Annotated in this window: 20 protein-coding genes; 6 read left to right on the top strand and 14 right to left on the bottom strand. The window is 70.8% G+C overall.

Annotated elements, in window-relative coordinates; all coding sequences use genetic code 11:
- Positions 1-158 precede the first annotated feature (158 nt).
- Positions 159-983 (top strand): MBL fold metallo-hydrolase, encoded by an 825-nt coding sequence (locus KUM40_RS33305; RefSeq protein WP_217170007.1) that lies wholly within the window; start codon positions 159-161, stop codon positions 981-983.
- 34 nt (positions 984-1,017) lie between these two features.
- Positions 1,018-1,842, top strand: coding sequence for a DUF3097 domain-containing protein (locus KUM40_RS33300; RefSeq protein ID WP_217170006.1), 825 nt, complete (start codon positions 1,018-1,020; stop codon positions 1,840-1,842).
- Here the strand turns inward: KUM40_RS33300 and KUM40_RS33295 are convergent.
- The 5 genes from KUM40_RS33295 to lepA all read right to left on the bottom strand — a co-directional run bounded on the left by KUM40_RS33295 (position 1,820) and on the right by lepA (position 10,364).
- Complete coding sequence (locus tag KUM40_RS33295) at positions 1,820-2,398, bottom strand: Uma2 family endonuclease (protein ID WP_254396016.1); 579 nt, start codon at positions 2,396-2,398, stop codon at positions 1,820-1,822. The genes KUM40_RS33300 and KUM40_RS33295 overlap by 23 nt on opposite strands.
- Positions 2,399-2,498: 100 nt before the next feature.
- Positions 2,499-3,731 carry a radical SAM family heme chaperone HemW gene (gene hemW, locus KUM40_RS33290; protein WP_217170004.1) on the bottom strand — a complete coding sequence of 411 codons (1,233 nt, stop codon included), beginning with the start codon at positions 3,729-3,731 and terminating at the stop codon, positions 2,499-2,501.
- A gap of 62 nt (positions 3,732-3,793) precedes the next feature.
- Positions 3,794-6,061, bottom strand: a complete 2,268-nt coding sequence (locus KUM40_RS33285) for an ATP-binding SpoIIE family protein phosphatase (protein WP_217170003.1) — start codon at positions 6,059-6,061, stop codon at positions 3,794-3,796.
- Between the two features lie 228 nt (positions 6,062-6,289).
- Positions 6,290-8,167 carry a long-chain fatty acid--CoA ligase gene (locus tag KUM40_RS33280; protein ID WP_217170002.1) on the bottom strand — a complete coding sequence of 626 codons (1,878 nt, stop codon included), beginning with the start codon at positions 8,165-8,167 and terminating at the stop codon, positions 6,290-6,292.
- A gap of 328 nt (positions 8,168-8,495) precedes the next feature.
- Positions 8,496-10,364, bottom strand: coding sequence for a translation elongation factor 4 (lepA, locus tag KUM40_RS33275; RefSeq protein ID WP_217170001.1), 1,869 nt, complete (start codon positions 10,362-10,364; stop codon positions 8,496-8,498).
- A 275-nt stretch (positions 10,365-10,639) separates the two neighbouring features.
- On the opposite strand from lepA, the gene rpsT reads away from it, so the two are divergent.
- Entirely contained in the window at positions 10,640-10,906 is a 267-nt protein-coding gene (gene rpsT, locus KUM40_RS33270; protein ID WP_217170000.1) for a 30S ribosomal protein S20, read from the top strand.
- Positions 10,907-11,189: 283 nt separating this feature from the next.
- On the opposite strand, the gene holA is transcribed toward rpsT, so the two are convergent.
- From holA to KUM40_RS33250, 4 genes are all read right to left on the bottom strand, one after another.
- Positions 11,190-12,179, bottom strand: coding sequence for a DNA polymerase III subunit delta (gene holA / locus KUM40_RS33265; protein WP_217169999.1), 990 nt, complete (start codon positions 12,177-12,179; stop codon positions 11,190-11,192).
- 71 nt (positions 12,180-12,250) lie between these two features.
- Positions 12,251-12,496 carry a hypothetical protein gene (locus KUM40_RS33260; RefSeq protein ID WP_217169998.1) on the bottom strand — a complete coding sequence of 82 codons (246 nt, stop codon included), beginning with the start codon at positions 12,494-12,496 and terminating at the stop codon, positions 12,251-12,253.
- Positions 12,497-12,550: 54 nt separating this feature from the next.
- Positions 12,551-13,432, bottom strand: a complete 882-nt coding sequence (locus KUM40_RS33255; protein ID WP_217169997.1) for a YceI family protein — start codon at positions 13,430-13,432, stop codon at positions 12,551-12,553.
- Positions 13,433-13,630: 198 nt separating this feature from the next.
- A complete protein-coding gene (locus tag KUM40_RS33250) occupies positions 13,631-14,407 on the bottom strand; it encodes an arylamine N-acetyltransferase (protein ID WP_217170076.1) in 777 nt (258 codons plus the stop codon).
- A 48-nt stretch (positions 14,408-14,455) separates the two neighbouring features.
- On the opposite strand from KUM40_RS33250, the gene KUM40_RS33245 reads away from it, so the two are divergent.
- Entirely contained in the window at positions 14,456-15,034 is a 579-nt protein-coding gene (locus KUM40_RS33245; RefSeq protein WP_217169996.1) for an IS607 family transposase, read from the top strand.
- Positions 15,027-16,679 carry a transposase gene (locus KUM40_RS33240; protein WP_217169995.1) on the top strand — a complete coding sequence of 551 codons (1,653 nt, stop codon included), beginning with the start codon at positions 15,027-15,029 and terminating at the stop codon, positions 16,677-16,679. Before KUM40_RS33245 ends, KUM40_RS33240 begins: the two co-directional genes overlap by 8 nt.
- 60 nt (positions 16,680-16,739) lie before the next feature.
- Here KUM40_RS33240 and KUM40_RS42260 read toward each other — a convergent pair whose 3' ends face one another.
- From KUM40_RS42260 to KUM40_RS33220, 5 genes are all read right to left on the bottom strand, one after another.
- On the bottom strand, positions 16,740-16,862 hold the full coding sequence (locus KUM40_RS42260; protein ID WP_302180928.1) for a hypothetical protein: 123 nt from the start codon (positions 16,860-16,862) through the stop codon (positions 16,740-16,742).
- Between the two features lie 83 nt (positions 16,863-16,945).
- The gene (locus KUM40_RS33235; protein WP_217169994.1) at positions 16,946-18,079 is read right to left on the bottom strand and encodes a methyltransferase domain-containing protein; all 1,134 of its coding nucleotides are present in this window, start codon (positions 18,077-18,079) and stop codon (positions 16,946-16,948) included.
- Entirely contained in the window at positions 18,076-18,999 is a 924-nt protein-coding gene (locus tag KUM40_RS33230; RefSeq protein WP_254396013.1) for a radical SAM/SPASM domain-containing protein, read from the bottom strand. Before KUM40_RS33230 ends, KUM40_RS33235 begins: the two co-directional genes overlap by 4 nt.
- Positions 19,000-19,230: 231 nt before the next feature.
- Positions 19,231-19,437 (bottom strand): hypothetical protein, encoded by a 207-nt coding sequence (locus tag KUM40_RS33225; RefSeq protein WP_217169993.1) that lies wholly within the window; start codon positions 19,435-19,437, stop codon positions 19,231-19,233.
- Positions 19,434-19,748: a DUF6415 family natural product biosynthesis protein gene (locus KUM40_RS33220; RefSeq protein ID WP_254396012.1), complete on the bottom strand. Its 315-nt coding sequence runs from the start codon at positions 19,746-19,748 to the stop codon at positions 19,434-19,436. The genes KUM40_RS33225 and KUM40_RS33220 overlap by 4 nt, the downstream gene beginning before the upstream one ends.
- A 262-nt stretch (positions 19,749-20,010) precedes the next feature.
- Here KUM40_RS33220 and KUM40_RS33215 point away from each other — a divergent pair, with 262 nt between their 5' ends.
- Positions 20,011-21,462, top strand: a complete 1,452-nt coding sequence (locus KUM40_RS33215; RefSeq protein ID WP_217169992.1) for a helix-turn-helix domain-containing protein — start codon at positions 20,011-20,013, stop codon at positions 21,460-21,462.
- The last annotated feature ends 3 nt before the right edge of the window (positions 21,463-21,465 follow it).

The raw sequence follows: 21,465 nt of genomic DNA, 5'->3' as shown, positions 1-21,465 counted from the left end.
GCCCGTTTACCGGCCGTCTGCTATTGCCACTTACCTGTCCGCCACTGCCTGGCCGCCTTGGCACTCACGGCTCGCGAGTGCCAGACTTCCCCGGCCCAGTGTACGGCCGTGGGGTACGCCCCCGGCAAGGGCGTGGCGATGCCGTTAGCGTCGTCGTCGTGACGGTGACTTGGGAAGACCTGGGATGGGAGCGGTTGGCCGCCGGGGTGGGGCGGTGCCGGCTGCCGGGGTGGGACTGCACGGCCGGGCTGGTCGTCGGTGAGGACGCGGCGCTGATGGTCGACGCGGGGTCGAGTCTCGGCGAGGGCGCCCGGTTGCGCGCGGGGGCGCAGAAGCTCGCCGGTCGCCGTGTGACACATCTCGCGCTGACCCACCCGCATTTCGACCACGTCTTCGGGGCGGCGGCGTTCGCGGGCGCCCGCGTGTACGGCGCGGTGGGCACGGGCGCGCTGTTCGCGCCGGGCGGACACGGGCGGGAGGCGCTGTGCTCGGACGCGGTGACGGAGGGGCTGGACGCGCGGGCGGCGGAGGAGGCGGCCGACGCGCTCGTCCGCGTCCGCCACGAGGTGCGCGGCGAGTGCGCGCTCGACCTGGGCGGCGGCCTGCGGGTCCGGCTCGCCGACGTGGGCCCCGGGCACACCGGGCACGACCTCGCGGTGCTGGTGCGGGGGCCGGGCTGCCCGGATCGGGTGCCGGGCTGCCCGGATCGGGTGCCGGGCTCCCCGGGTCGGGTGCCGGGCTCCCCGGGTCGGGTGCCGGGCTCCCCGAGTGTCGTGTTCTGCGGCGACCTGGTCGAGGAGTCCGGTGAGCCGCAGGCGGGACCCGACGCCGTACCGTCGCGCTGGCCCGCCGCCCTGGACCGGCTGCTCGAACTGGGCGGGGACGACGCGCTGTACGTGCCCGGTCACGGAGCGGTGGTGGACGCGGCGTTCGTCCGGGCCCAACGGGACGCGCTGGCCGCCCGGTTCGGCGTGTCGCGCTGATCACCGGGCGCGTGTTCCTCGTATCGTCGTCAGAATGCGCCAGTACTCCGCCGACCTGACCCCTCCGTGGAAGAAGTCGCAGCAGTCGGTACCCGAGGTCCCGGCCGACCCGGGCCTGGTGGTCGAGGAGCCCGGCACCGGCTTCTGCGGCGCGGTGATCGGCTGCGAGGCGGGCACGGTGACCCTGGAGGACCGCTTCGGCAAGCACCGGGTGTTCCCGATGGAGCCGCGCGGCTTCCTGCTGGAGGGGCGCGTGGTGACGCTGGTACGGCCGTCCTCCTCCGGTCCGGCGCGGTCCGCCCCCTCCCGTACGGCGTCCGGTTCGGTCGCCGTACCCGGCGCACGCGCACGGGTGGCGCGCGCCGGGCGCATCTACGTCGAAGGGCGGCACGACGCCGAGCTGGTCGAGAAGGTGTGGGGCGACGACCTGCGCATCGAGGGCGTCGTCGTGGAGTACCTGGGCGGTGTGGACGACCTGCCGTCGATCGTCGCCGACTTCGCCCCGGGCCCGGACGCACGGCTGGGCGTCCTGGTGGACCACCTGGTGCCGGGTTCGAAGGAGTGGCGCATCGCGGAGGCGGTGACGAGCGAGCACGCGCTGGTCGTGGGCCACCCCTACATCGACATCTGGGAGGCCGTGAAGCCGTCGGCGGTCGGGATCGACGCCTGGCCCCGGGTGCCGCGCGGCCAGGACTGGAAGACCGGGGTGTGCCGGGCGGTGGGGTGGCCGTCCGAGAACACGGGGGCGGTGTGGCAGGCGATTCTGGCGCGGGTGGGGTCTTACAAGGACCTGGAGCCGGAGCTGCTGGGGCGGGTGGAGGAGCTGATCGACTTCGTCACGGGTAGCGGTGGGGCCTGACGCCGGTGAAGGTGCCGAAGTCGCTGGTGTCGAGTTCGAGCCCGAGCATCTCCAGCGGCAGCGGATCGCCGAACTTCGCCGTTAGCTGCGCCTGGTAGTCCGCGTCGTCTCCGTCTCCGGCGGGCAACGTGAACAGCACGCAGTGCGCCATGATCGGATCGACCACGAGGTAGGCCGGGATTTTGCCCGCTGCGTAGATCGAGCGCTTGACGGTGTAGTCCCGGATGACACTGGTCTTCGAGACCACTTCCACGACCAGCGTGATCATCTGGGACGGCAGGAGACGCCCAGAGTCCGGACCGACACCAACCTCCAACACCACCAGATCGGGCACAGGCTCACTGGCCTCGTCGACGACATCGACATCCTGAGTCTGGAGCCGCTCCCAGCGCCTGTTCGAAATCTGGTCCATCAGAGAAGTGACGATCCGGTTGTGCACCAGATCAGGGCTGGCCATCATCACGATTTCCCCCCGAAGCAGCTCGACCTTAAGCCCCTCGGGTGGCTCGAACCCCGCGAAGAACTCCGCGACTCCACGTTCGTCCACAGCCGTCATCTCCGTGGCCCTCCACATCCGCCGCGTCCTTTTGGCGGCAGCCTACGAATCAGACTACGTTCCGATCCCTCGTTCCGCGCCGATTCACTCCCCCGAGTGATCAGTCCACCAGGTCCCGCACCACCGCGTCCGCCAGCAGCCGCCCGCGCAGCGTCAGCACCGCCCGCCCGTCCTCGTACGGCCCCTCCTGAAGGAGCCCCTCGCCCAGCGCCCGGCGCGACGCCGCGAGCCCCGCCTCCCGCAGGAGCGACAGCGGGACGCCCTCCCGCAGCCGCAGCTCCAGCAGGATGCGCTCCACGCGCCGGTCCTCGTCCGTGAGGATCTCGCGCCCGGCGCCCGGGGACCTGCCCGCCGCCAGCGCCCCCGCGTACGCGCCCGGGTGCTTCACGTTCCACCAGCGCACGCCGCCCACGTGGGAGTGCGCGCCCGGTCCCGCGCCCCACCAGTCGGCGCCCCGCCAGTACAGCTCGTTGTGCAGGCAGCGTCCGGCGTCGGAGGTGGCCCAGTTCGACACCTCGTACCAGTCGAAGCCCGCCGCGGACAGGGTGTCCTCGGCGATCAGGTACCGGTCGGCGTGCACGTCGTCGTCGGTCATGGGGACCTCGCCGCGCCGGATGCGCCGGGCGAGCTGGGTGCCCTCCTCGACGATCAGGGCGTACGCCGAGACGTGGTCGGGTCCGGCGCCGAGCGCGGCGTCCAGTGAGGCCCGCCAGTCGTCGTCGGACTCGCCGGGGGTGCCGTAGATCAGATCCAGGTTGACGTGGTCGAAGCCGGCCGCGCGGGCCTCGGCGACGCAGGCCTCCGGGCGGCCCGGGGTGTGGGTGCGGTCCAGGACCTTCAGGACGTGCTGGCGCGCGCTCTGCATGCCGAAGGAGATCCGGTTGAAGCCGCCCGCGCGGAGGGTGGCGAGGTACGACGGGTCGACCGACTCGGGGTTGGCCTCCGTCGTGATCTCCGCGTCCGGCGCCAGGCCGAACTCGTCGCGGACCGCGCGCAGCATCCGTACCAGGTCCCCGGCGGCCAGCAGGGTGGGCGTACCACCGCCGACGAACACCGTGCGGACCTCGCGGGGGTCGTCGCCGAGGACCTTGCGGGCCAGGCGGACCTCGTCGACGAGCGTATCGGCGTAGTTGTCGCGGGAGGCGAGGACGCCGCCGGTGCCGCGCAGCTCGGTCGCGGTGTAGGTGTTGAAGTCGCAGTAGCCGCAGCGGGTCGCGCAGTACGGCACGTGCAGGTAGAAGCCGAGGGGACGGTCGGCGGCCCCGGCGAGCGCGGGCGCGGGCAGCGCGCCGTCGGCGGGGACGGGTTCGCCGTCGGGAAGTGCGGAGGGCATGCGTTCCATTGTCCCGCACCCGGCCGGATCCCCCTGCCCGGCCGGATCCCCTGCCCGCCCGCTCACTGCGCCTGGAGCACCAGCAGGGCCAGGTCGTCCTCCGGGGGCCTGGGCCCGAACTCGTGCACCAGCCTCCTGATGCGCTCGGCGACCAGCTCGGCGTCCATGCCCGCGCACCCGGCCAGAGCCGCGGCGAGCCCGTCGCCGTCGTCGAACTGACGGGAGCCGCTGCGCCGCTCGGTGATCCCGTCCGTGACGCACAGCAGGGTGTCGCCGGAGCGCAGCTCGAAGGTCTCGCTGGTGTACGTCGCGTCCTCGACGACGCCGAGCAGGGTCTGCGGGCACGCGACGGCGGATACCGTGCCGTCGGGCCCGAGGAGCAGCGGCAGCGGGTGTCCGGCGGACGCGAGGGTGCAGCGGACGCCGCCGTCGAAGGGGACCAGTTCGCCGTAGAGCAGGGACAGGAAGCGGGTCTGCGGTCCGTCGCCCGGGGCAACCGGTGGGCCGCCGACGGCGACGAGGGCGCGCGCGGCGGCGTCGGCGGCCTCGGTGGCATCGTCGAGGAGGAGCTGGTTGAGGCGGTCCAGGACGTCCGGGACGTCGTACTCCTCGCGGGCCAGCAGCCGCAGCCAGGGCCGGGCGAGCCCGATGACGACGGCGGCCTCGGGGCCCTTGCCCTGGACGTCGCCGACGGCGAAGCACCAGCGGCCCTCGCCGGCCGGGAAGAGGTCGTAGAAGTCGCCGCTGGGGCCGCCCTTGTCGCACGGTTCGTAGACGAGGGCGCTGCGTACGCCGGGGATCTCGGCGACGGCGCCGGGCAGCAGGCCGCGCTGGAGGACGGCGCTGATGGTGGCCTGCCGGGCGTACTGGCGGGCGGCGCCGATCGCGAGCGCCACCCGGCGGCTGAGATCCTCGACCAGGCCAGTGATCTCGTCGGGAAAGCCGGAGCGGCCGGGGGCGTCGGCGGTGTCGGCGGTGTCCGGGGGGTCGGATGCGTCCAGGTAGCCGGAGGTGTCCGGGGAGCCCGAGGAGCCGGGGGTGTCCGGGGAGCCCGGCGAGCCCGAGGAGCCCGAGGTGTCGGCTCGGCCGATGACCAGGGTGCCCAGGGGTCTGCCGCCGGCGACCAGGCGGTAGGCGAGCGCGGTGCCGTGCCTGCCGTCCGGGCCGAGCGCGTCGCCGGGCCAGGGGTGGCCGACGGGACCGGATCGCCAGGGGTCGCGCGGGCGGGGCGGTTCCTTCTCCAGGGCCGCGCGCAGCTCGTCGAGGTGCCCCTCACCGGTGTGCCACACGCGGGCCAGCCGTGCGCCCACGGCCGCGCCGGGGCCGTCGCTCCATGCACCCCGGCCCAGGGACTCGTCCTCCAGCCACACGCCGCACCAGTCGGCGAGGCGGGGCACGATCAGTTGCCCGGTGAGGGAGGCGACCAGGTCCTCGTCGAGCTGCCCGGCCAGGAGGTCCGAGGCCTCCGCGAGGAACGACAGGGCACCGCGGCCCAGCCACTCCCGGTCGCGGACGCCACGCAGGACGGTGCCTGTGTCTGTGCCTGTGTCTGTGCCGATTCCGGTGCCGGTGCCGGGCATGCCGTCGGGGCCGTCCAACACGTTGAGGAGCCCGGGCTGCCGGGACTGCGCGGGCTCCTCCACCGACGAACGGTCGACCGGTGTGTCGGTGCGCCGCGCCCCGCGACGCCACGCGCCGTACGCCTCAATCCGCTCGGCGCCCCCAGCAGCCCCGCTGATCTCCGCGACCCCGACGGCCTCCCCCGCCCCGGCACCGTCGGCGCTCTCCGTACCCGCAGCCGGCAACCGTGCCCACACCGTTTTGACTCCCGGGCGGTACGTGATGCCCCAGGCCTCCGCGAGCGCGGCGACAAGTCGCAGGCCGCGCCCGTACTCGGGGAGGTCGTGCGGTGTCTCGTCGCCGCCGCCGATCGGTGCGCGGGACGGGTGGTGGTCCGTGGCCTCGACGACGAGGGTGCCGGTCTCCTCCAGCCGGCAGGTCACCTCGACGTCGGTACCGGCGTGCACCACGGCGTTGGTGACCAGCTCACTGACGACGACCAGGGCGTCGGAGACGAGATGCTCGGTCAGCAGTTCCGTACCGGGCAGCCCGAGCGCCGACCAGTCGGCGAGCGCGGCCCGCACCATCTCGCGGGCGGCGCCGGGCGCCAGGGAGCTGCCGAGCAGGGTCACGCGTGCCGACGGACACTCCTGAACGGATTGGAGGGATTGGGCGGATTGGACGGATTCGGCGGATGCCTCAGCGGCGGCGTGCGCGGGCGCCGCGCCGGCGCGGGAGACGGACTCCCGCTGCGTCGGAATGGCCCCCATAGACGGCTCCCCGGGCAGTTCGTGCGAATTCCTCGCAGTCAATGCCGACAGAGTGACAGACCGATCCCGGCCATACGCGCGGAGTTACCGAAGTGGGCCGTCATGAGCGAGAACCGTGCTACACGAGCGTTCGAAGACGGCCGGGAAACGGACGTCTTCGAACATCCACGGCGCGGACCGGAAGTCACGGGTCCGCGACGCGCCACGTGCTGCACATCGCGCCACGCACTACGCCTCGCGTGAGCCCGCGTACATGTCCTCGATCAGGTGCTTGTACTCCCGCTCCACCACCGGCCGCTTCAGCTTCAGGCTCGGGGTGATCTCGCCGTGCTCGACGTCGAGGTCACGGGGCAGCAGGCGGAACTTCTTGATGGTCTGCCAGCGCTGGAGGCCCTCGTTGAGCTCCTTGACGTAGCCGTCGACCATCTCGACGGTCGCGGGCGCCGCGACGATCTCCGCGTACGGCCTGCCCTCCAGGCCGTTCTCCTTCGCCCACTCGGTGATCGCGACCTCGTCGAGGGCGATGAGGGCGGTGCAGAAGTTCCGGTCGGCGCCGTGCACCAGGATGTTGGAGACGTAGGGGCACACCGCCTTGAACTGGCCCTCGACCTCGGCGGGCGCGATGTACTTGCCGCCGGACGTCTTGATGAGGTCCTTCTTGCGGTCGGTGATGCGCAGGTAGCCGTCGGCCGACAGCTCGCCGATGTCGCCGGTGTGGAACCAGCCGTCGGCCTCCAGCACCTCGGCGGTCTTCTCGGGCAGCTTGTGGTAGCCCTCCATGACGCCGGGGCCGCGCAGCAGGATCTCGCCGTCGTCCGCGACCCGCACCTCCGTGCCGGGCAGCGGCTTGCCGACCGTGCCGGTGCGGTAGGCCTCGCCGGGGTTCACGAAGGACGCGGCGGAGGTCTCGGTGAGGCCGTAGCCCTCGAGGATGTGGATGCCGGCGCCGGCGAAGAAGTAGCCGATCTCCGGGGCGAGGGCGGCCGAGCCGGACACGCAGGCCCGCAGCCGGCCGCCGAAGGCCTCGCGGATCTTGGCGTAGACGAGCCTGTCGGCGACCGCGTGCTTGGTGCGCAGACCGGCGGGGGCGCTCGCGGTGCCGGTGCGCTTGAAGTTGTCCTGGGTGACCTTGGCGTACTCGCGGGCGACACCGGCGGCCCACTGGAAGATCTTGTACTTGGCCCCGCCGCCCGCGCGGGCCTTGGCGGCGACGCCGTTGTAGACCTTCTCGAAGATGCGCGGCACGGCCGCCATGTAGGTCGGCTGCACCACCGGCAGATTCTCGATGATCTTGTCGACGCGGCCGTCGACGGCGGTGACGTGGCCCACCTCGATCTGGCCGGAGGTCAGCACCTTGCCGAAGACGTGTGCGAGCGGCAGCCACAGGTACTGCACGTCGTCCCCGCTGACCAGGCCGGTCGCGGCGATCGCCTTGGCCATGTACGACCAGCAGTCGTGCGGGAGGCGCACGCCCTTGGGCTTGCCGGTGGTGCCGGAGGTGTAGATGAGGGTGGCGAGCTGGTCCTTGGTGAGCGCGCCGACCCGCTCCTTGATCAGCTCCGCGTCCTTCTCCAGGCGTGCCGCGCCCCTGCGCTCCAGCTCGTCGAGGGTGAGGACCCAGTCCTCGGAGGTGTCCGCGCCGGTCGTGTCGATCACGACCACGTGGGTGAGGTCGGGCAGCTCGGCCCGCTTCTCCTTCGCCTTGACCAGTTGCGCGGCGTCCTCCGCGATCAGCACCCGGCTCTCGGAGTCGGCGAGGATGTACGCCGACTCGTCGGCGTTGGTCTGCGGATAGACGGTGGTCGTCGCCGCACCCGCGCACATGATGCCGAGGTCGGCGAGGATCCACTCCAGGCGGGTGGAGGAGGCCAGGGCCACCCGCTGCTGCGGCTGCACGCCCAGCTCGATGAGGCCGGCCGCGATCGCGTACACCCGCTCGGCGGCCTGCGCCCAGGTGAGCGACTTCCAGTCCTCGGGACCCTCGCCCGAGGCCGGCGGCACCGGGTAGCGGTACGCCTCGGCGTCCGGCGTGGCCGCCACCCGCTCCAGGAAGAGTCCCGCCACGGAGGGGGGACGGTTCTCGATCAGTGTCTGTGTGTCGCTCACGACATCCTCCGGGCCCGCGACGGTGCGGCTGGCTCGTTGCGGTTGGCTCAGGTGTGGCTGGTTCACTCTCGGGCGTGTTCAGGCGGTGTTCAGGCGGTGACGGGGACAGTTGCCCGATCACTTGTTTAACTCACGAGTAACTACGGGGCAGGCATCAGGGTAAAGGGCGACCGGCCCCCGCGTAAGTGGCCGCGCCCTGTCACTTCGTACAGAGGCCCGCCCGTGACATGCGAAGGGACCCGCCGCACTTTCGTACGACGAGCCCCTCGGTGTCCGCTTCGCCCCGGCTTGGGTGCGGGGTGGCGGTTACTTCCCGGCCACTTCTCGGTTACTTCTTGCCCTTGCCCGACCCGGCGTTGTCATCGCTGGACAGGACCGCGATGAAGGCCTCCTGCGGAACCTCCACGGAACCCACCATCTTCATGCGCTTCTTGCCTTCCTTCTGCTTCTCCAGCAGCTTCCGCTTCCGGGAGATGTCACCGCCGTAGCACTTGGCGAGGACGTCCTTGCGGATGGCGCGGATGGTCTCGCGGGCGATCACCCGGGAGCCGATGGCGGCCTGGATGGGCACCTCGAAGGCCTGGCGCGGGATCAGCTCGCGCAGCTTGGCGACGAGCCGCACGCCGTACGCGTACGCCCCGTCCTTGTGGGTGATCGCGGAGAAGGCGTCCACCTTGTCGCCGTGCAGCAGGATGTCGACCTTGACCAGGCTGGAGGTCTGCTCGCCGGTGGGCTCGTAGTCGAGGGAGGCGTAGCCACGGGTCTTGGACTTCAACTGGTCGAAGAAGTCGAAGACGATCTCCGCGAGCGGGAGGGTGTAGCGGATCTCGACGCGGTCCTCGGAGAGGTAGTCCATGCCGAGGAGCGTGCCGCGCCGGGTCTGGCACAGCTCCATGATCGCGCCGATGAACTCGGTCGGCGCGAGGATCGTGGCGCGCACGACCGGCTCGTACACGTCGTTGATCTTGCCCTCGGGGAACTCGCTCGGGTTGGTGACGGTGTGCTCGACGCCGTCCTCCATGATCACGCGGTAGACCACGTTGGGCGCGGTGGCGATGAGGTCGAGCCCGAACTCGCGCTCCAGCCGCTCGCGGATCACGTCGAGGTGCAGCAGGCCGAGGAAGCCGACGCGGAAGCCGAAGCCGAGGGCGGCGGAGGTCTCCGGCTCGTAGACCAGGGCGGCGTCGTTGAGCAGGAGCTTGTCCAGGGCCTCGCGCAGCAGGGGGTAGTCCGAGCCGTCCAGCGGATACAGGCCGGAGAAGACCATGGGCCTGGGGTCCTTGTAGCCGCCGAGCGCCTCCTCGGCACCCTTGTGCATGCTGGTGACGGTGTCACCGACCTTGGACTGGCGGACGTCCTTCACGCCGGTGATCAGGTACCCCACCTCGCCGACGCCGAGGCCGTCGGCGGAGCGCATCTCCGGCGAGTTGGTGCCGATCTCCAGCAGCTCGTGCGTGGCGCCGGTGGACATCATCCGGATCCGCTCGCGCCTGTTGAGCTGGCCGTCGATGACACGGACGTACGTCACGACACCGCGGTAGGAGTCGTAGACGGAGTCGAAGATCATCGCGCGGGCGGGGGCGTCCTTGACGCCGACCGGGGCCGGGACCTCGGCGACGACCTTGTCCAGCAACACGTCGACGCCGAGGCCGGTCTTGGCGGAGACCTTGAGCACGTCGTCGGGGTCGCAGCCGATCAGGTTGGCCAGCTCCTCGGCGAACTTCTCGGGCTGCGCGGCCGGCAGGTCGATCTTGTTCAGCACGGGGATGATCGTGAGGTCGTTCTCCATCGCCAGGTAGAGGTTGGCGAGGGTCTGGGCCTCGATGCCCTGGGCGGCGTCGACGAGGAGGATCGTGCCCTCGCACGCGGCCAACGACCGCGACACCTCGTAGGTGAAGTCGACGTGCCCGGGGGTGTCGATCATGTTGAGGATGTGCGTGTCGCTCTTGTCGTGGGTCGGAGCCCACGGCAGACGCACCGCCTGGGACTTGATCGTGATGCCGCGCTCGCGCTCGATGTCCATGCGGTCGAGGTACTGGGCGCGCATCTGCCGCTGATCGACCACTCCGGTGAGCTGGAGCATCCGGTCGGCGAGCGTGGACTTGCCGTGGTCGATGTGCGCGATGATGCAGAAGTTGCGGATCAGCGCCGGGTCGGTACGGCTCGGCTCGGGCACATGGCTGGGGATCGCGGGCACGCAGGGTCCTGATTCTTGAGGCGTCCGCAGTGTCTGCGGTCTCGGGTCGGATCGATACGTAGCTTCCATCGTCCCACGGCTGGGGAGCTGGGATGGGTTTGGGACAGGTTGAGGCCGGGGTGAGGCCGGACTGAGGTCGGGTTTGGGTGGCCCTGCGGGCCGCTGGTACTGTGGGGGGCTGTGTCTCATGCCCTCTCAGCGCGAGGCACTCCTTCAAGAAATCATCGGCACGGGACCCTCGCGGCCTCGTGCCTGAACCTGCAAAGGCTCATTTCGTGGCGAACATCAAGTCCCAGATCAAGCGGAACAAGACCAACGAGAAGGCCCGGCTGCGCAACAAGGCCGTCAAGTCGTCTCTGAAGACCGCGATCCGCAAGGCCCGTGAGGCCGCTGCCGCGGGTGACGCCGAGAAGGCCACCGAGTACCAGCGCGTCGCTTCGCGCCAGCTCGACAAGGCCGTCTCCCGAGGCGTCATCCACAAGAACCAGGCCGCCAACAAGAAGTCGGCGCTGGCGTCGAAGGTCGGCGCCCTCAAGGGCTGAACCCCTTGCCCGGTCTGATCATCTGGTCTGATCCGCGCTGAATTGCGCACCCCCCGTGAGGAACGTCGAGCCCTCTACCTCGATTCACGGACAGATTTCCGCAGTACGCCACGCTGCGACAACGCCCCCGGACCCACTCCGGGGGCGTTGCTGTGTCCGTCCGGCAGAAACCCCGACGCCAGAAACCGGCCCGAGACGTCAGAACCGGAGCGTCGGGCGCCACAAAGCGACCCGCGTGACCCGCGAGCGCCTGTCCTACGCCCGTCCTCGTGAGTGTTTTGTCCTACGCCCGCCCTCGCGAACGCGCCGCCCGGGCGACGGTCACCACGGCCTTCTCCAGGGCGTACTCGGGGTCGTCCCCGGCGCCCTTCACGCCCGCGTCCGCCTCGGCCACCGCGCGCAGGGCCACGGAGACGCCGTCCGGTGTCCAGCCGCGCATCTGCTGCCGGACGCGGTCGATCTTCCACGGCGGCATCCCCAGCTCGCGGGCCAGGTCGGCGGGGCGTCCGCCACGGGCGGAGGACAGCTTGCCGATGGCCCGCACGCCCTGCGCCAGGGCGCTGGTGATCAGCACCGGTGCCACTCCGGTCGACAGCGACCAGCGCAGCGCCTCCAGGGCCTCCGCCGCGCGTCCCTCGACGGCCCGGTCGGCGACGGTGAAGCTGGATGCCTCCGCCCGCCCCGTGTAGTACCGCCCGACGACCGCCTCGTCGATCGTCCCCTCCACGTCGGCGGTGAGCTGGGACACCGCCGAGGCCAGCTCCCGCAGATCGCTGCCGATCGCGTCGACCAGCGCCTGGCACGCCTCGGGCGTGGCGGACCGCCCGGCCGTACGGAACTCGGAGCGCACGAAGCCCAGCCGGTCGGCGGGCTTCGTCATCTTGGGACAGGCCACCTCGCGCGCGCCCGCCTTGCGACCGGCGTCCAGCAGGCCCTTGCCCTTCGCGCCGCCCGCGTGCAGCAGGACGAGGGTGATCTCCTCGGCGGGGGCACCGAGGTAGGCCTTGACGTCCTTGACCGTGTCGGCGGACAGGTCCTGCGCATTGCGTACGACCACGACCTTGCGCTCGGCGAAGAGCGAGGGGCTGGTCAGCTCGGCGAGGGTGCCGGGCTGCAACTGGTCCGGTGTCAGGTCGCGTACGTCCGTGTCGGCGTCGGCGGCCTTCGCGGCGGCCACCACCTCCTGCACGGCACGGTCGAGCAGGAGGTCCTCCTGGCCCACGGCAAGGGTCACCGGGGCGAGAGGGTCGTCATTCGCAGTCTTCCTGGCCATCGCGACAAGCATCGCACGCACCACTGACAGTCAACGCCGGAAGGGCACCGGGCACTGGGCGCCGGGCGCCGCTACGGCTCCTCGCGCCAGCCCTCCCACTCCCCCGCGAACGCGTCCAGCTCGCCGGGGTCCAGTTGCTCCCGCTCGTCGCACAGCACGACGAGCCACTGGGCGTCCTCGGCATCGTCCTCGCCGGCCAGCGCGTCCCTCAGGAGCCGGGGTTCCTCGTCGAGCCCGAACCGCTCCCCGAGCGCCTGGGCCGCCTCCTGCGCGGCATCGCGGTCGGGCAGCACCAGCACATGTCTCACGTCACTCACGGGTGCCATTGTCGGCCACCGGACGGTGTGCCCGGCGGTCGGCCGGGCGCCGGGTCACCCCTTGGGCACGATCTGGACGTCGAGGTCGATGCGGATGCTGGGGCCGACGACGGCGATGCCGCGGGCCAGCATCGTCTGCCAGCTCACCGTGAAGTCGTCGCGGTGCAGCTCGGTGGTGGCGCGGCAGGCCGCCCGCGTCTCGCCCTCCATGCCGTTACCGAGTCCGAGGTACTCGGCGTCCAGCGTGACGGTGCGTGTCACGCCGTGCAGGGACAGGGCCCCCGTGACGGCCCACCGGTTGCCGCCGCGGTGCGTGAACCGGTCGCTGTAGAACTCCAGGGTCGGAAACCGCTGCACGTCCAGGAAGTCGGCCGACCGCAGGTGGTCGTCGCGCATCTTCACGTTGGTGTCGATGGACGCCGCGTCGATCACCACGTGCATCGCGGACCGGTCCATCTCGTCCCCGATCCGCACCGCGCCCGCGAAGGAGTTGAACCGGCCGTGGATCCGGGCCAGCCCGATGTGCCGCGCGGTGAACGCGATCGAGGAGTGCGCCGGCTCGATCTCCCAGTCACCCGCGGCGGGCAGCGCCGGCGGCTGGGCCACCTGCAGCGTGACGTCGCCGAGCGAGGCGAGCGAGTCCTCGGTGACCGTCGCGGAGGCGCGGTAGGGGGTGTAGCCCTCGGCGGACACCGCGAGCCGGTACTCCCCCGCGGGCACCGTCGCCACGAACGACCCGAAGGGGTCCGTACCGCCGCCGACGACCTTGCGCCCCATGGCGTCGCTCACCGTGAACTCCGCGTTCGGCACCGGATCGCTGACGGGGTCGAGGACGCGGCAGCTCAGCACTCCCGCGTCCGGCGGGGTCCGCACCGCGGCCAGGGGACCCGTCCGTTGCATCCGCTTCGTGCGGCTTCCCAGCAAGCGGCCGATCAATTGCGACACCCTCTGCACGACGACGACATGAGAAAACTAGTTGACGGAGCAACATTCGATCACCGATGTGGCTTTCGAGGCAACACGGGACCACATCGCGGGAAACCGTCACATGTGCTGGGAGTACGTACGAGTGGCCCGTGCATCCAGACATGACCCAATACGCCCCGGTATCACCGCCGCACCGGACGGCATTTCTCACAGCCGGGACACAGTGGGCACCCGGTCGAGGTCGATGCCGAAGTGGTCGCGGTAGGACGCGAGCACCTCCTCGTCCGTGTCCAGTTCACGCTCCTCCCGGGCGCCGTCGGCGGCCGTCGTCGTGAGCCGGCGGCCGCTGAGCGTGACCCTGCCTCCGTCCTCCGTGAGCCGTGAACAGACCGGTGACTGGAGGAAGTGCGACCGGGACGAGGTGCTGTGCCACCAGGCGCCGGACACGAAGTCGTCGAGCACCCTGGGACGCGGTTCCACCCGGTACACGGGCCTCCCGTCCCGCAGTACGTCCAGGTCACCGCTCACCCCGGCCGCGTCCGGCCCCGCCTCGACGACCCGGAACGTCCCCCCGGGATCCTCCTGCTCACCCCGCTCCCCGAACGCCAGCGGACCGTGGCTGTGCGCCCCGAACCCGACGTCCGCCAGCCGGTCGCCCCCGTCCACCGTCCGCACCAGCAGCGCCATGTGGTCGTACGGGATCCCGAGCCGGCCCCCGTCCCCGTACACCCGCGCCGCGAGCAGCGTGACCTCGTACCCGAGCGCCGCGAGCAAGGCCCCGAAGAGCCCGTTGAGTTCGTAACAGAACCCGCCCCTCCCCGCGCCCACCACCTTGTCCAGCAACCGCTTCTCCTCCAGCACGATCTCCTCGCCCAGGTGGACGGACAGGTTCTCGAAGGGCACCGTCCGCAGATGGCGCAGGTGCAGCGCACGCAGGGACTCGGAGGTGGGCCCCGCGGGGTGGTCAACTGTGCGACCATACAGTCGATTGAGTGACTGTTAGCGCGTTTAAGCGATGTTACGATCTCGTCTATGAACCTTACGGAGTGGGCGAAAGCGAACGGTGTGCATCGGCAGACCGCGTATCGCTGGTTCCGTGAGGGCACACTTCCAGTCCCTGCTGAGCGGGTCGGGCCGCGCACGGTCCTGGTCAACATCGAAGCGAACTCCTCACCGACGGTGACCGGTGGTGTGGGCTTGTACGCCCGTGTCTCCTCGCACGAACAGAAGGACGACCTTGTCCGTCAGACGGCGCGCTTGTCCGCGTGGGCGGCGAAGGCCGGGCACCGGGTGGTGCGGATCGAGTCCGAGATCGCGTCGGGCATGAACGGCGCCCGTACGAAGGCCCGGCGCCTGTTGGCCGATCCGGACGTGACCGCCGTGGTGGTCGAGCACAAGGACCGCCTCGGCCGTATGAACGTCGAGCTCGTCGAAGCCGCCCTGTCCGCGACCGGGCGTCGCCTCGTCGTCCTTGATGACGGTGAGGTCGAAGACGATCTGGTGCGCGACATGGTGGAGGTCCTGACCTCGTTCTGTGCCCGCCTGTACGGCCGCCGCTCCGCGAAGAACCGTGCAAAGAAGGCTCTTGAGGCGGCGGCAGCCGATGAGTGAGCCCGCGAAGAAGAAGCAGCTCCGCACCATCGACGCCCCGTTCGTCGCCCTCGGCCCGACCGGGGTGGCGGTACGCGACCGCCTCAAGCACCTCACACCGCAGGACGAGAAGGTACTGCGGCTGGTCGGCGAACACCTCGGACACCTCGCCTCGCTGGACTTGTCGGCACGGTGCCGGGACGGCAACGACCACTCCACCGAGACGTGGGCGTCCCGTAAGCGGGACCTGACGTCCGCCTCGTCGTCGCGGTGGGCCGGGAGCATCACGAAGGCGACACACGATCAGTGGGCGCTTTCCCGCCGCAGCCAGCTCGCCCACATCCAGAACCTCGAAGCCGGTACCCGGACACTGACGCACCGCCTGTCCCTCCCACTCGGGGAGAAAGGCACCAAGAAGGCCGCGGGCGGCTATCGCTCCAAGAACGAGTGGTTCCAGAAGACCCGGCGCCTGACGATCCTGGAACACCGCCTCGATACCGCCCGAGCTGAGCGTGAGGCCGGTGTCGTGCACGTCGTGCGCGGCGGCCGGCGACTCCTCAACACCCGGCACAACCTTGCTGCCGCGCAGCTCACCGAGACCGAGTGGCGCCGGCGCTGGGAAGCCGAGCGTTGGTTCCTCGCCGCTGACGGCGAGTCCGGGAAGCGGTACGGAAACGAGACAATCCGCGTCACGCCCGAGGGTGAGGTCTCTCTCAAGCTTCCGGCTCCGCTCGCGGAGCTGGCGAACGCGAAGCACGGCCGGTACGTCCTCACCTCCCGTATCGCCTTCGCGCACCGGGTCGCGGAGTGGGCCGACCGTATCGAGAGCAACCGGGCCGTGGCCTACCGCATCCAATACGACGCGGAACGCGGGCGCTGGTACCTCACCACATCGTGGCAGCGTCCTGTCGTCCGGACGATCCCGCTGGAGACGGCACAGGCCAAGGGCATGGTCGGCGTGGATACGAACGCCGACCGCTTCGCCGCCTACCAACTCGACATCTCCGGCAACCCGGTCGGCGACCCGCGCCGCTTCCACTACGACCTGTCCGGGTCGGCAGACCACCGGGACGCACAGATCCGGCACGCCATCACCCAGGTCCTGCACTGGGCAAAAAGCTGCGGTGTCGATGCCATCGCGATTGAGGACCTGGACTTCACCGCCGAGAAGACCCGCGAGAAGCACGGCCGCCGCAAGAGGTTCCGGCAGCTCATCTCCGGCATCCCGACCGGCAGGCTCAAAGCCCGGCTTGTCTCCATGGCCGCCGAGGCCGGTCTGAGCATTGTCGCGGTCGATCCGGCCTACACCTCCCAGTGGGGAGGCCAGCACTGGCAAAAGCCGCTGGCCACCCCGCGACGCAAGATGACCCGTCACGATGCCGCCGGTATCGCGATCGGGCGACGCGCCCTCGGGCACCCGATCCGGCGACGGGCGGCACCGCCCCACGACGACCAGAGTGATCGTCGTGGGCATCGGACCGTCCAGGCCGGACCGGGCGCACGAAGGCGTAAGGAAACCCGCCCACCCGCCACGGAGCGTGCACACGATGCACGTGCCCGAACGGGGATACAACAGGGAACGCGGCAGACCAGTGCATCCAAAACCGTTCGGGATGCGCGCAGTGCCGGGACGTGGGTCCAAGACCCACTCCTGCTCACTGACTAGGAACGGTACTCGGCTCCCAGACGGCGGAGATAGGCATCGACCTGTGCTCGTTCCATGCCCTTAGTCTCCCGTCACCCGCAACTCCCTGCCCGTACCGGCGACCGCCACCGCCCCGTCCCGGTCCGTGCGCAGCACAGTGATGCGGATCGCTGCCGTCCTCGACACCCGGGTGGCGGTCCTCATCCACGACTGACCTCTCGGGCACGGGGAGGCCCCGCCCATCCGCCACGGGGGGAGCAGACGAGCGGGGCCGGCCTGAGGCGCCATCAGAGGATCGCGCGCCACTTCCCTCGTGCGAGCCGCGTCTCGCCGTCCGGGGTGACCAGGGCGCGGGCGCCGCGCGCCGGCAGTTCGCCATGCTGAAGCCAGTACGCGCGGATCCCGTCCAGGATGTCCCACAGGCGCCGCGGGCCGCCCTGGTGGACCGTGGGAGGCTCACTGCCGACGGCCGTGGCCCGGGCCCATGACCCGTCGGCGTGCGCCATGATCGCGGTACGCCGCTCCCCCACCTCCCGGTAGGCGTGTTCGATGCCCGGCACGGTGATGCCGAGCATGGAGTCCAGGTCCCAGGCGTTGGCAACGTCGACGACCGGGTACGGGCCGGTGGTGACGTCGTCGCCGTCGATGTCGTGCGCGGCCGCCAGCAATGCCGAGGATCCCGCCGGGTAGTTGTCGCCGTGCCGGGCGTGCATGAACCCGGCCCGGTCCCACTCCACGCGGCCGACGGCGGCCCCGTCCGCCCGCTTCTCCGCGGTGAGGATCAGCGAGGTCCCGGCGATCGTGGTGACCAGACGGCCGCCGGTGCACAGGGCTGTCAGCCAGCCGACGGGCACGGTGCGTACCGAGACGGTGGCCACGATCCGGTCGAACGTCCCGGCCTTTGCCGGGAGGGGCCCGGTCGCGTCGACCGCTTCCACGGTGGGGTGCAGGCCGATGGTGGCCAGGCGCTCGCGGGCGGCTTCCACGAGGTGGGGGTCGACGTCGATACTCGTCACGGCTTGAGCACCGAGGCGGTGGGTGGCGAGCGCCGTGCCGTAGCCGCTGCCCGTGCCGACGTCCAGCAGCTCGTCACCGTCGTCGATCCGCGCGTGCTGGAACATGCGGACCACGAGGCTGGGCAGCGTCGCCGATGACGTCGGCCGGCCTGTCGGGTGGTCGTCCGGTTTCGCGCGGTCGGCGTGCCGCGGTCCGACGCGGGTGACCAGAGAGCGGTCGGCGTAGGCGGCCGGGTACCACTGGCCTTCGTTGACGGGATCGCGTAACACCCACTGGTCGTCTTCGGCTTCCCACCAGGCGGGCACGAAGACGTGGCGGGGGATGCGGGCCACCGGGCGACGCCATCGTGAGGACCGGTGGGTCACACGGTCGGCGAGGTCTGCGGCGCAGGTTTCCCAGATCACGTGGTCGCTCCGAGGCTGGGTGTCGGGTCCGGGGCGTAGTAGGCAGGATCGCATGCCGGGGTGTTCGCCGGGTCGCAGTCCCCCGAGTCGTCGGGCGGGCAGGCGCCGCGCGGCATCGGTACCGCGTCGGTGAGCTGCTGCCACCGGTCGCTGCCGAGGATGTCAGCCAGGTGCTGCTGCTGCACGTTCCCGGCCACGAGGAACCGGGACAGGATGCAGCCGGAGACGGCGCCGTCGGGGTCGACGGACACCCGGTAGCGGAAGCAGTTCCCGCACAGCTCCGTCGTACTCGGGATGCTCGCGCCCTGGTCGGCGGCGCGGCCCACCTTCCGCACCCGGTCCACCTTGATGCTGGACACCCCGAGCCGGCGCAGCTCGTCTTGCGCCTGGTCGACGCGCTGCCCTTCGAGGACATCGACGATGCCGACTCGCAGCGGGATGCCGCGCCGCACGGCTTCGGTGATGTTGTCGCGGGTCCGCCGGTAGCTGCCCGGCCCGCGGGTGATCTCCTCGTGCTGCTGCGCCTGGTCGCTGTAGTAGCTGGTCGCCAGGCACACGCCGGGCTTCGAGAACGCGGACCACAGGCCGGGCCGTACGTGCGTGAGGTTCGAGTACACCTCCACGCTCAGGCCGGCGGCCAGGGCGTGGTCGATGTACTGCGGCAGGTAGGGCGTGAGCGTAGGCTCCCCGCCGATGAACTGGACGCCGGGGATGCCGAGGGCGGCGACGTCGGTGATGACGCGCTCCCAGTCGTCGCGGGTCATGGTGCCGGTACTGGCCTTCGGGCCGGAGCTGGTGCAGCAGTGCGTGCACTGGAGCTGGCAGCGTCCGGTGATTTCCAGTTCGACGGAGCGGATACCCGCCGCGATCGGGGTGGTGGCCGTTGTCATGCAGTCCTCCAGGGTGGTGGTCTCGAACATGGGCCCGCCCCGGGCGCTCGACCTGTCCAGGGTTGGGGGCTCGGGGCGGGGGTCTGGCGGGACCCGTCCCGCCAGAGGCTTGCGTTCCTCCGACGGGACGGGCGTTGAGGGGGTGCGACCCTGACCCTGCGGTCGCCATGGGGGTGCGTCAGCTCGGTGTCCGCGCCAGCACCAGGGCGAGGACCGGGACCGACACGGCCGCCACGTAGGCGGGCAGGCCGACGATCGCCTTCACGACCGCATCGCCTGTACGGCCAGGACCCGGGCCAGGATGCGGACGGCGGCCGGGTCGGGCTCCACCAGGTCGGCGTGCGCGCGATGTGCCCAGATGTTCCAGCCGGGCCCGGAGTTGCCGCCCTCGTGGGCGACCAGGACGGCGTCGTCGGGGTCGGGGATCGGCTCGTCGCAGTACCGGCACACGTGCCGTCGGGCAGTCACGGGTGTTCGCCGCCCATGGTCTGGTAGTGGTCGCACAGGGCGTTCACGGACCGGGCGAGGCGCTGCGCGTGCCTGATGCCGGCGGGCAGATTGCGGCCGGACTCGAGGCGCAGCCGCATCCGGGCCTCTCCGATACAGGCGAGCGCGCAGGCACGCGGCACGTCGTCCTCGGGCCACGTGAGCGCGGCCGTCTCGACTACGGGGATGGCCAGCATCATGTAGCCGCGGAGCCGGAGCGTGAGCGTCTCCAAGTCCTGGGGCGAGGGCGGCTCGGCATCCTCGCCAAGCAGGCGGCGGGCGGTGGCTCTCATCTCCGCGGTATTGAGCGGAGGCTGTAATGACGCCGTCGGTGGGCGGGCCGTAGCCTTCATCGTGTCGGCGCTCCCTTGCTGAGCGTTGGCCGCCCCGGGGCCGTTCGAGCGGTCGCCGGGGTCCGGTCTGTTCATGCATCGAGAGTCGTCGACGCAACGCAATTGCGGCATGCCCGGCGGGTGTTACCGAGTCGGTAATACAGTCGTTACTGGTTCCGTAAGAGCGCGAGGAAGCGCAACCATCACTGCGGAAGTTGACCCCATGGACGCCGCCGTCCCCGGCCCACTCGCACCCGAGGTCTTCGAACGAGACGACGTGAAGCGAGCCTTGGAGGAGCACGACTTCGCTGCGGCCTTCTCCCTCTTCAAGAAGTGGGGCGGCCTGTCGCAGAACCGCATCGCGGCGGCCTGCCAACTCACGCCCGGCAAGGTCTCCACGATTATCGGCGGACAGCAGCAGGTCACCAGCTTCGATGTGATCTGCCGCATCGCTGACGGGCTCGGTATCCCCGGTCGACTCGTTGGCCTTGCCGACCGGCCTTGGGAAAGACATCCCAACCTGCCCGACCCACCGACGCCGCCATCTGCACCGCCCTCCAACGACGCTCCTTGGCGTCCCGCTGTGACGGTGCACCTGGCCGCAGATCTGACCAGGAGCGATCTCGTGATGGACCGTCGCGCTGCAACGCGGGCGCTGGCAGGCGCAGCCGTATCCGGCGCGCCCCTGCTCGACTCCCTGGAGGCCTGGCTCCAGCCCTCGCCGCAGGCTGACCAGGAGCGCCACCGCGGGCGCATCGGGCTGCGCGAGGTGCGGGAGCTGGAGGCGACCGCGCGCGCCTTCCGCGCCTGGGACCACCGGTTCGGGGGCGGACTACGCCGTAAGGCGGTCGTCGGGCAGATGAACGAGGTGGCGAGCAATCTTGAGGAGCACCACGCGCCGGTTGTCGAAGAAGGCCTGTTCGGGGTGATGGCTCACCTTGGCGGCATCGCTGCCACGATGGCGTGGGACTCCGGGCATCAGAAGCAGGCGCAGAAGTACTACATGCTGGCGCTACGCGCGGCGCACTCTGCCGGCGACAGGGCCTTCGGTGCGAACGTGCTTGCGGGGATGGCCCGGCAGATGCTGTATCGGGACCGCCCCGAGGACGCCCTGGAACTCGTGCACCTGGCGCAGAAGGGGGCCCGGAAGTCGGCTGGGGCACGCGTTCGTGCCCTGCTGCACACGCGGGAGGCATGGGCCTACGCGGCCATGGGACGGGCTGCGGCATTCCGGCGGGCCACCGGGGAGGCCACCGAAGCCCTTGCCAATGCCGGCAGTGGACCCGGCGAAGAGCCCTACTGGATTGCGTACTTCGACGAATCCGAGCTGGCCGGCGTGACGGGCGGCAGGTTCCTCGACATGGCTCGGGAAGATCCGCAGACGCATGCTGAAGCCGCAGCAGTAAGCATCCGGGACGCGCTCGCCGGGCGCGGTGCCGAGGCGGGACGCAGCCATGCCCTGGACCTGATCGGCCTCGCGGAATGCCACTTCCTGATGGGCGACTTGAAGGTCGCAGTCGATCACACGCACCGAGCGGCCGATGTCGCTGCTCGCACGCAGTCGAGTCGCGTCCGTACTCAGCTCGGTCATCTGTACCCGTACACGGTCGGCCGGTCGACATCACGTACCGTCAGCGAGGCGCGGACGAGGATCCGCGAAGTCCTGTCGAGCTGAGGA

This window comes from Streptomyces sp. AC512_CC834, assembly GCF_019049325.1.
GTDB lineage: Bacteria > Actinomycetota > Actinomycetes > Streptomycetales > Streptomycetaceae > Streptomyces.
Note: the sequence above shows the minus strand (reverse complement) of the source record. Positions and strands in the feature narration are given on the sequence as shown.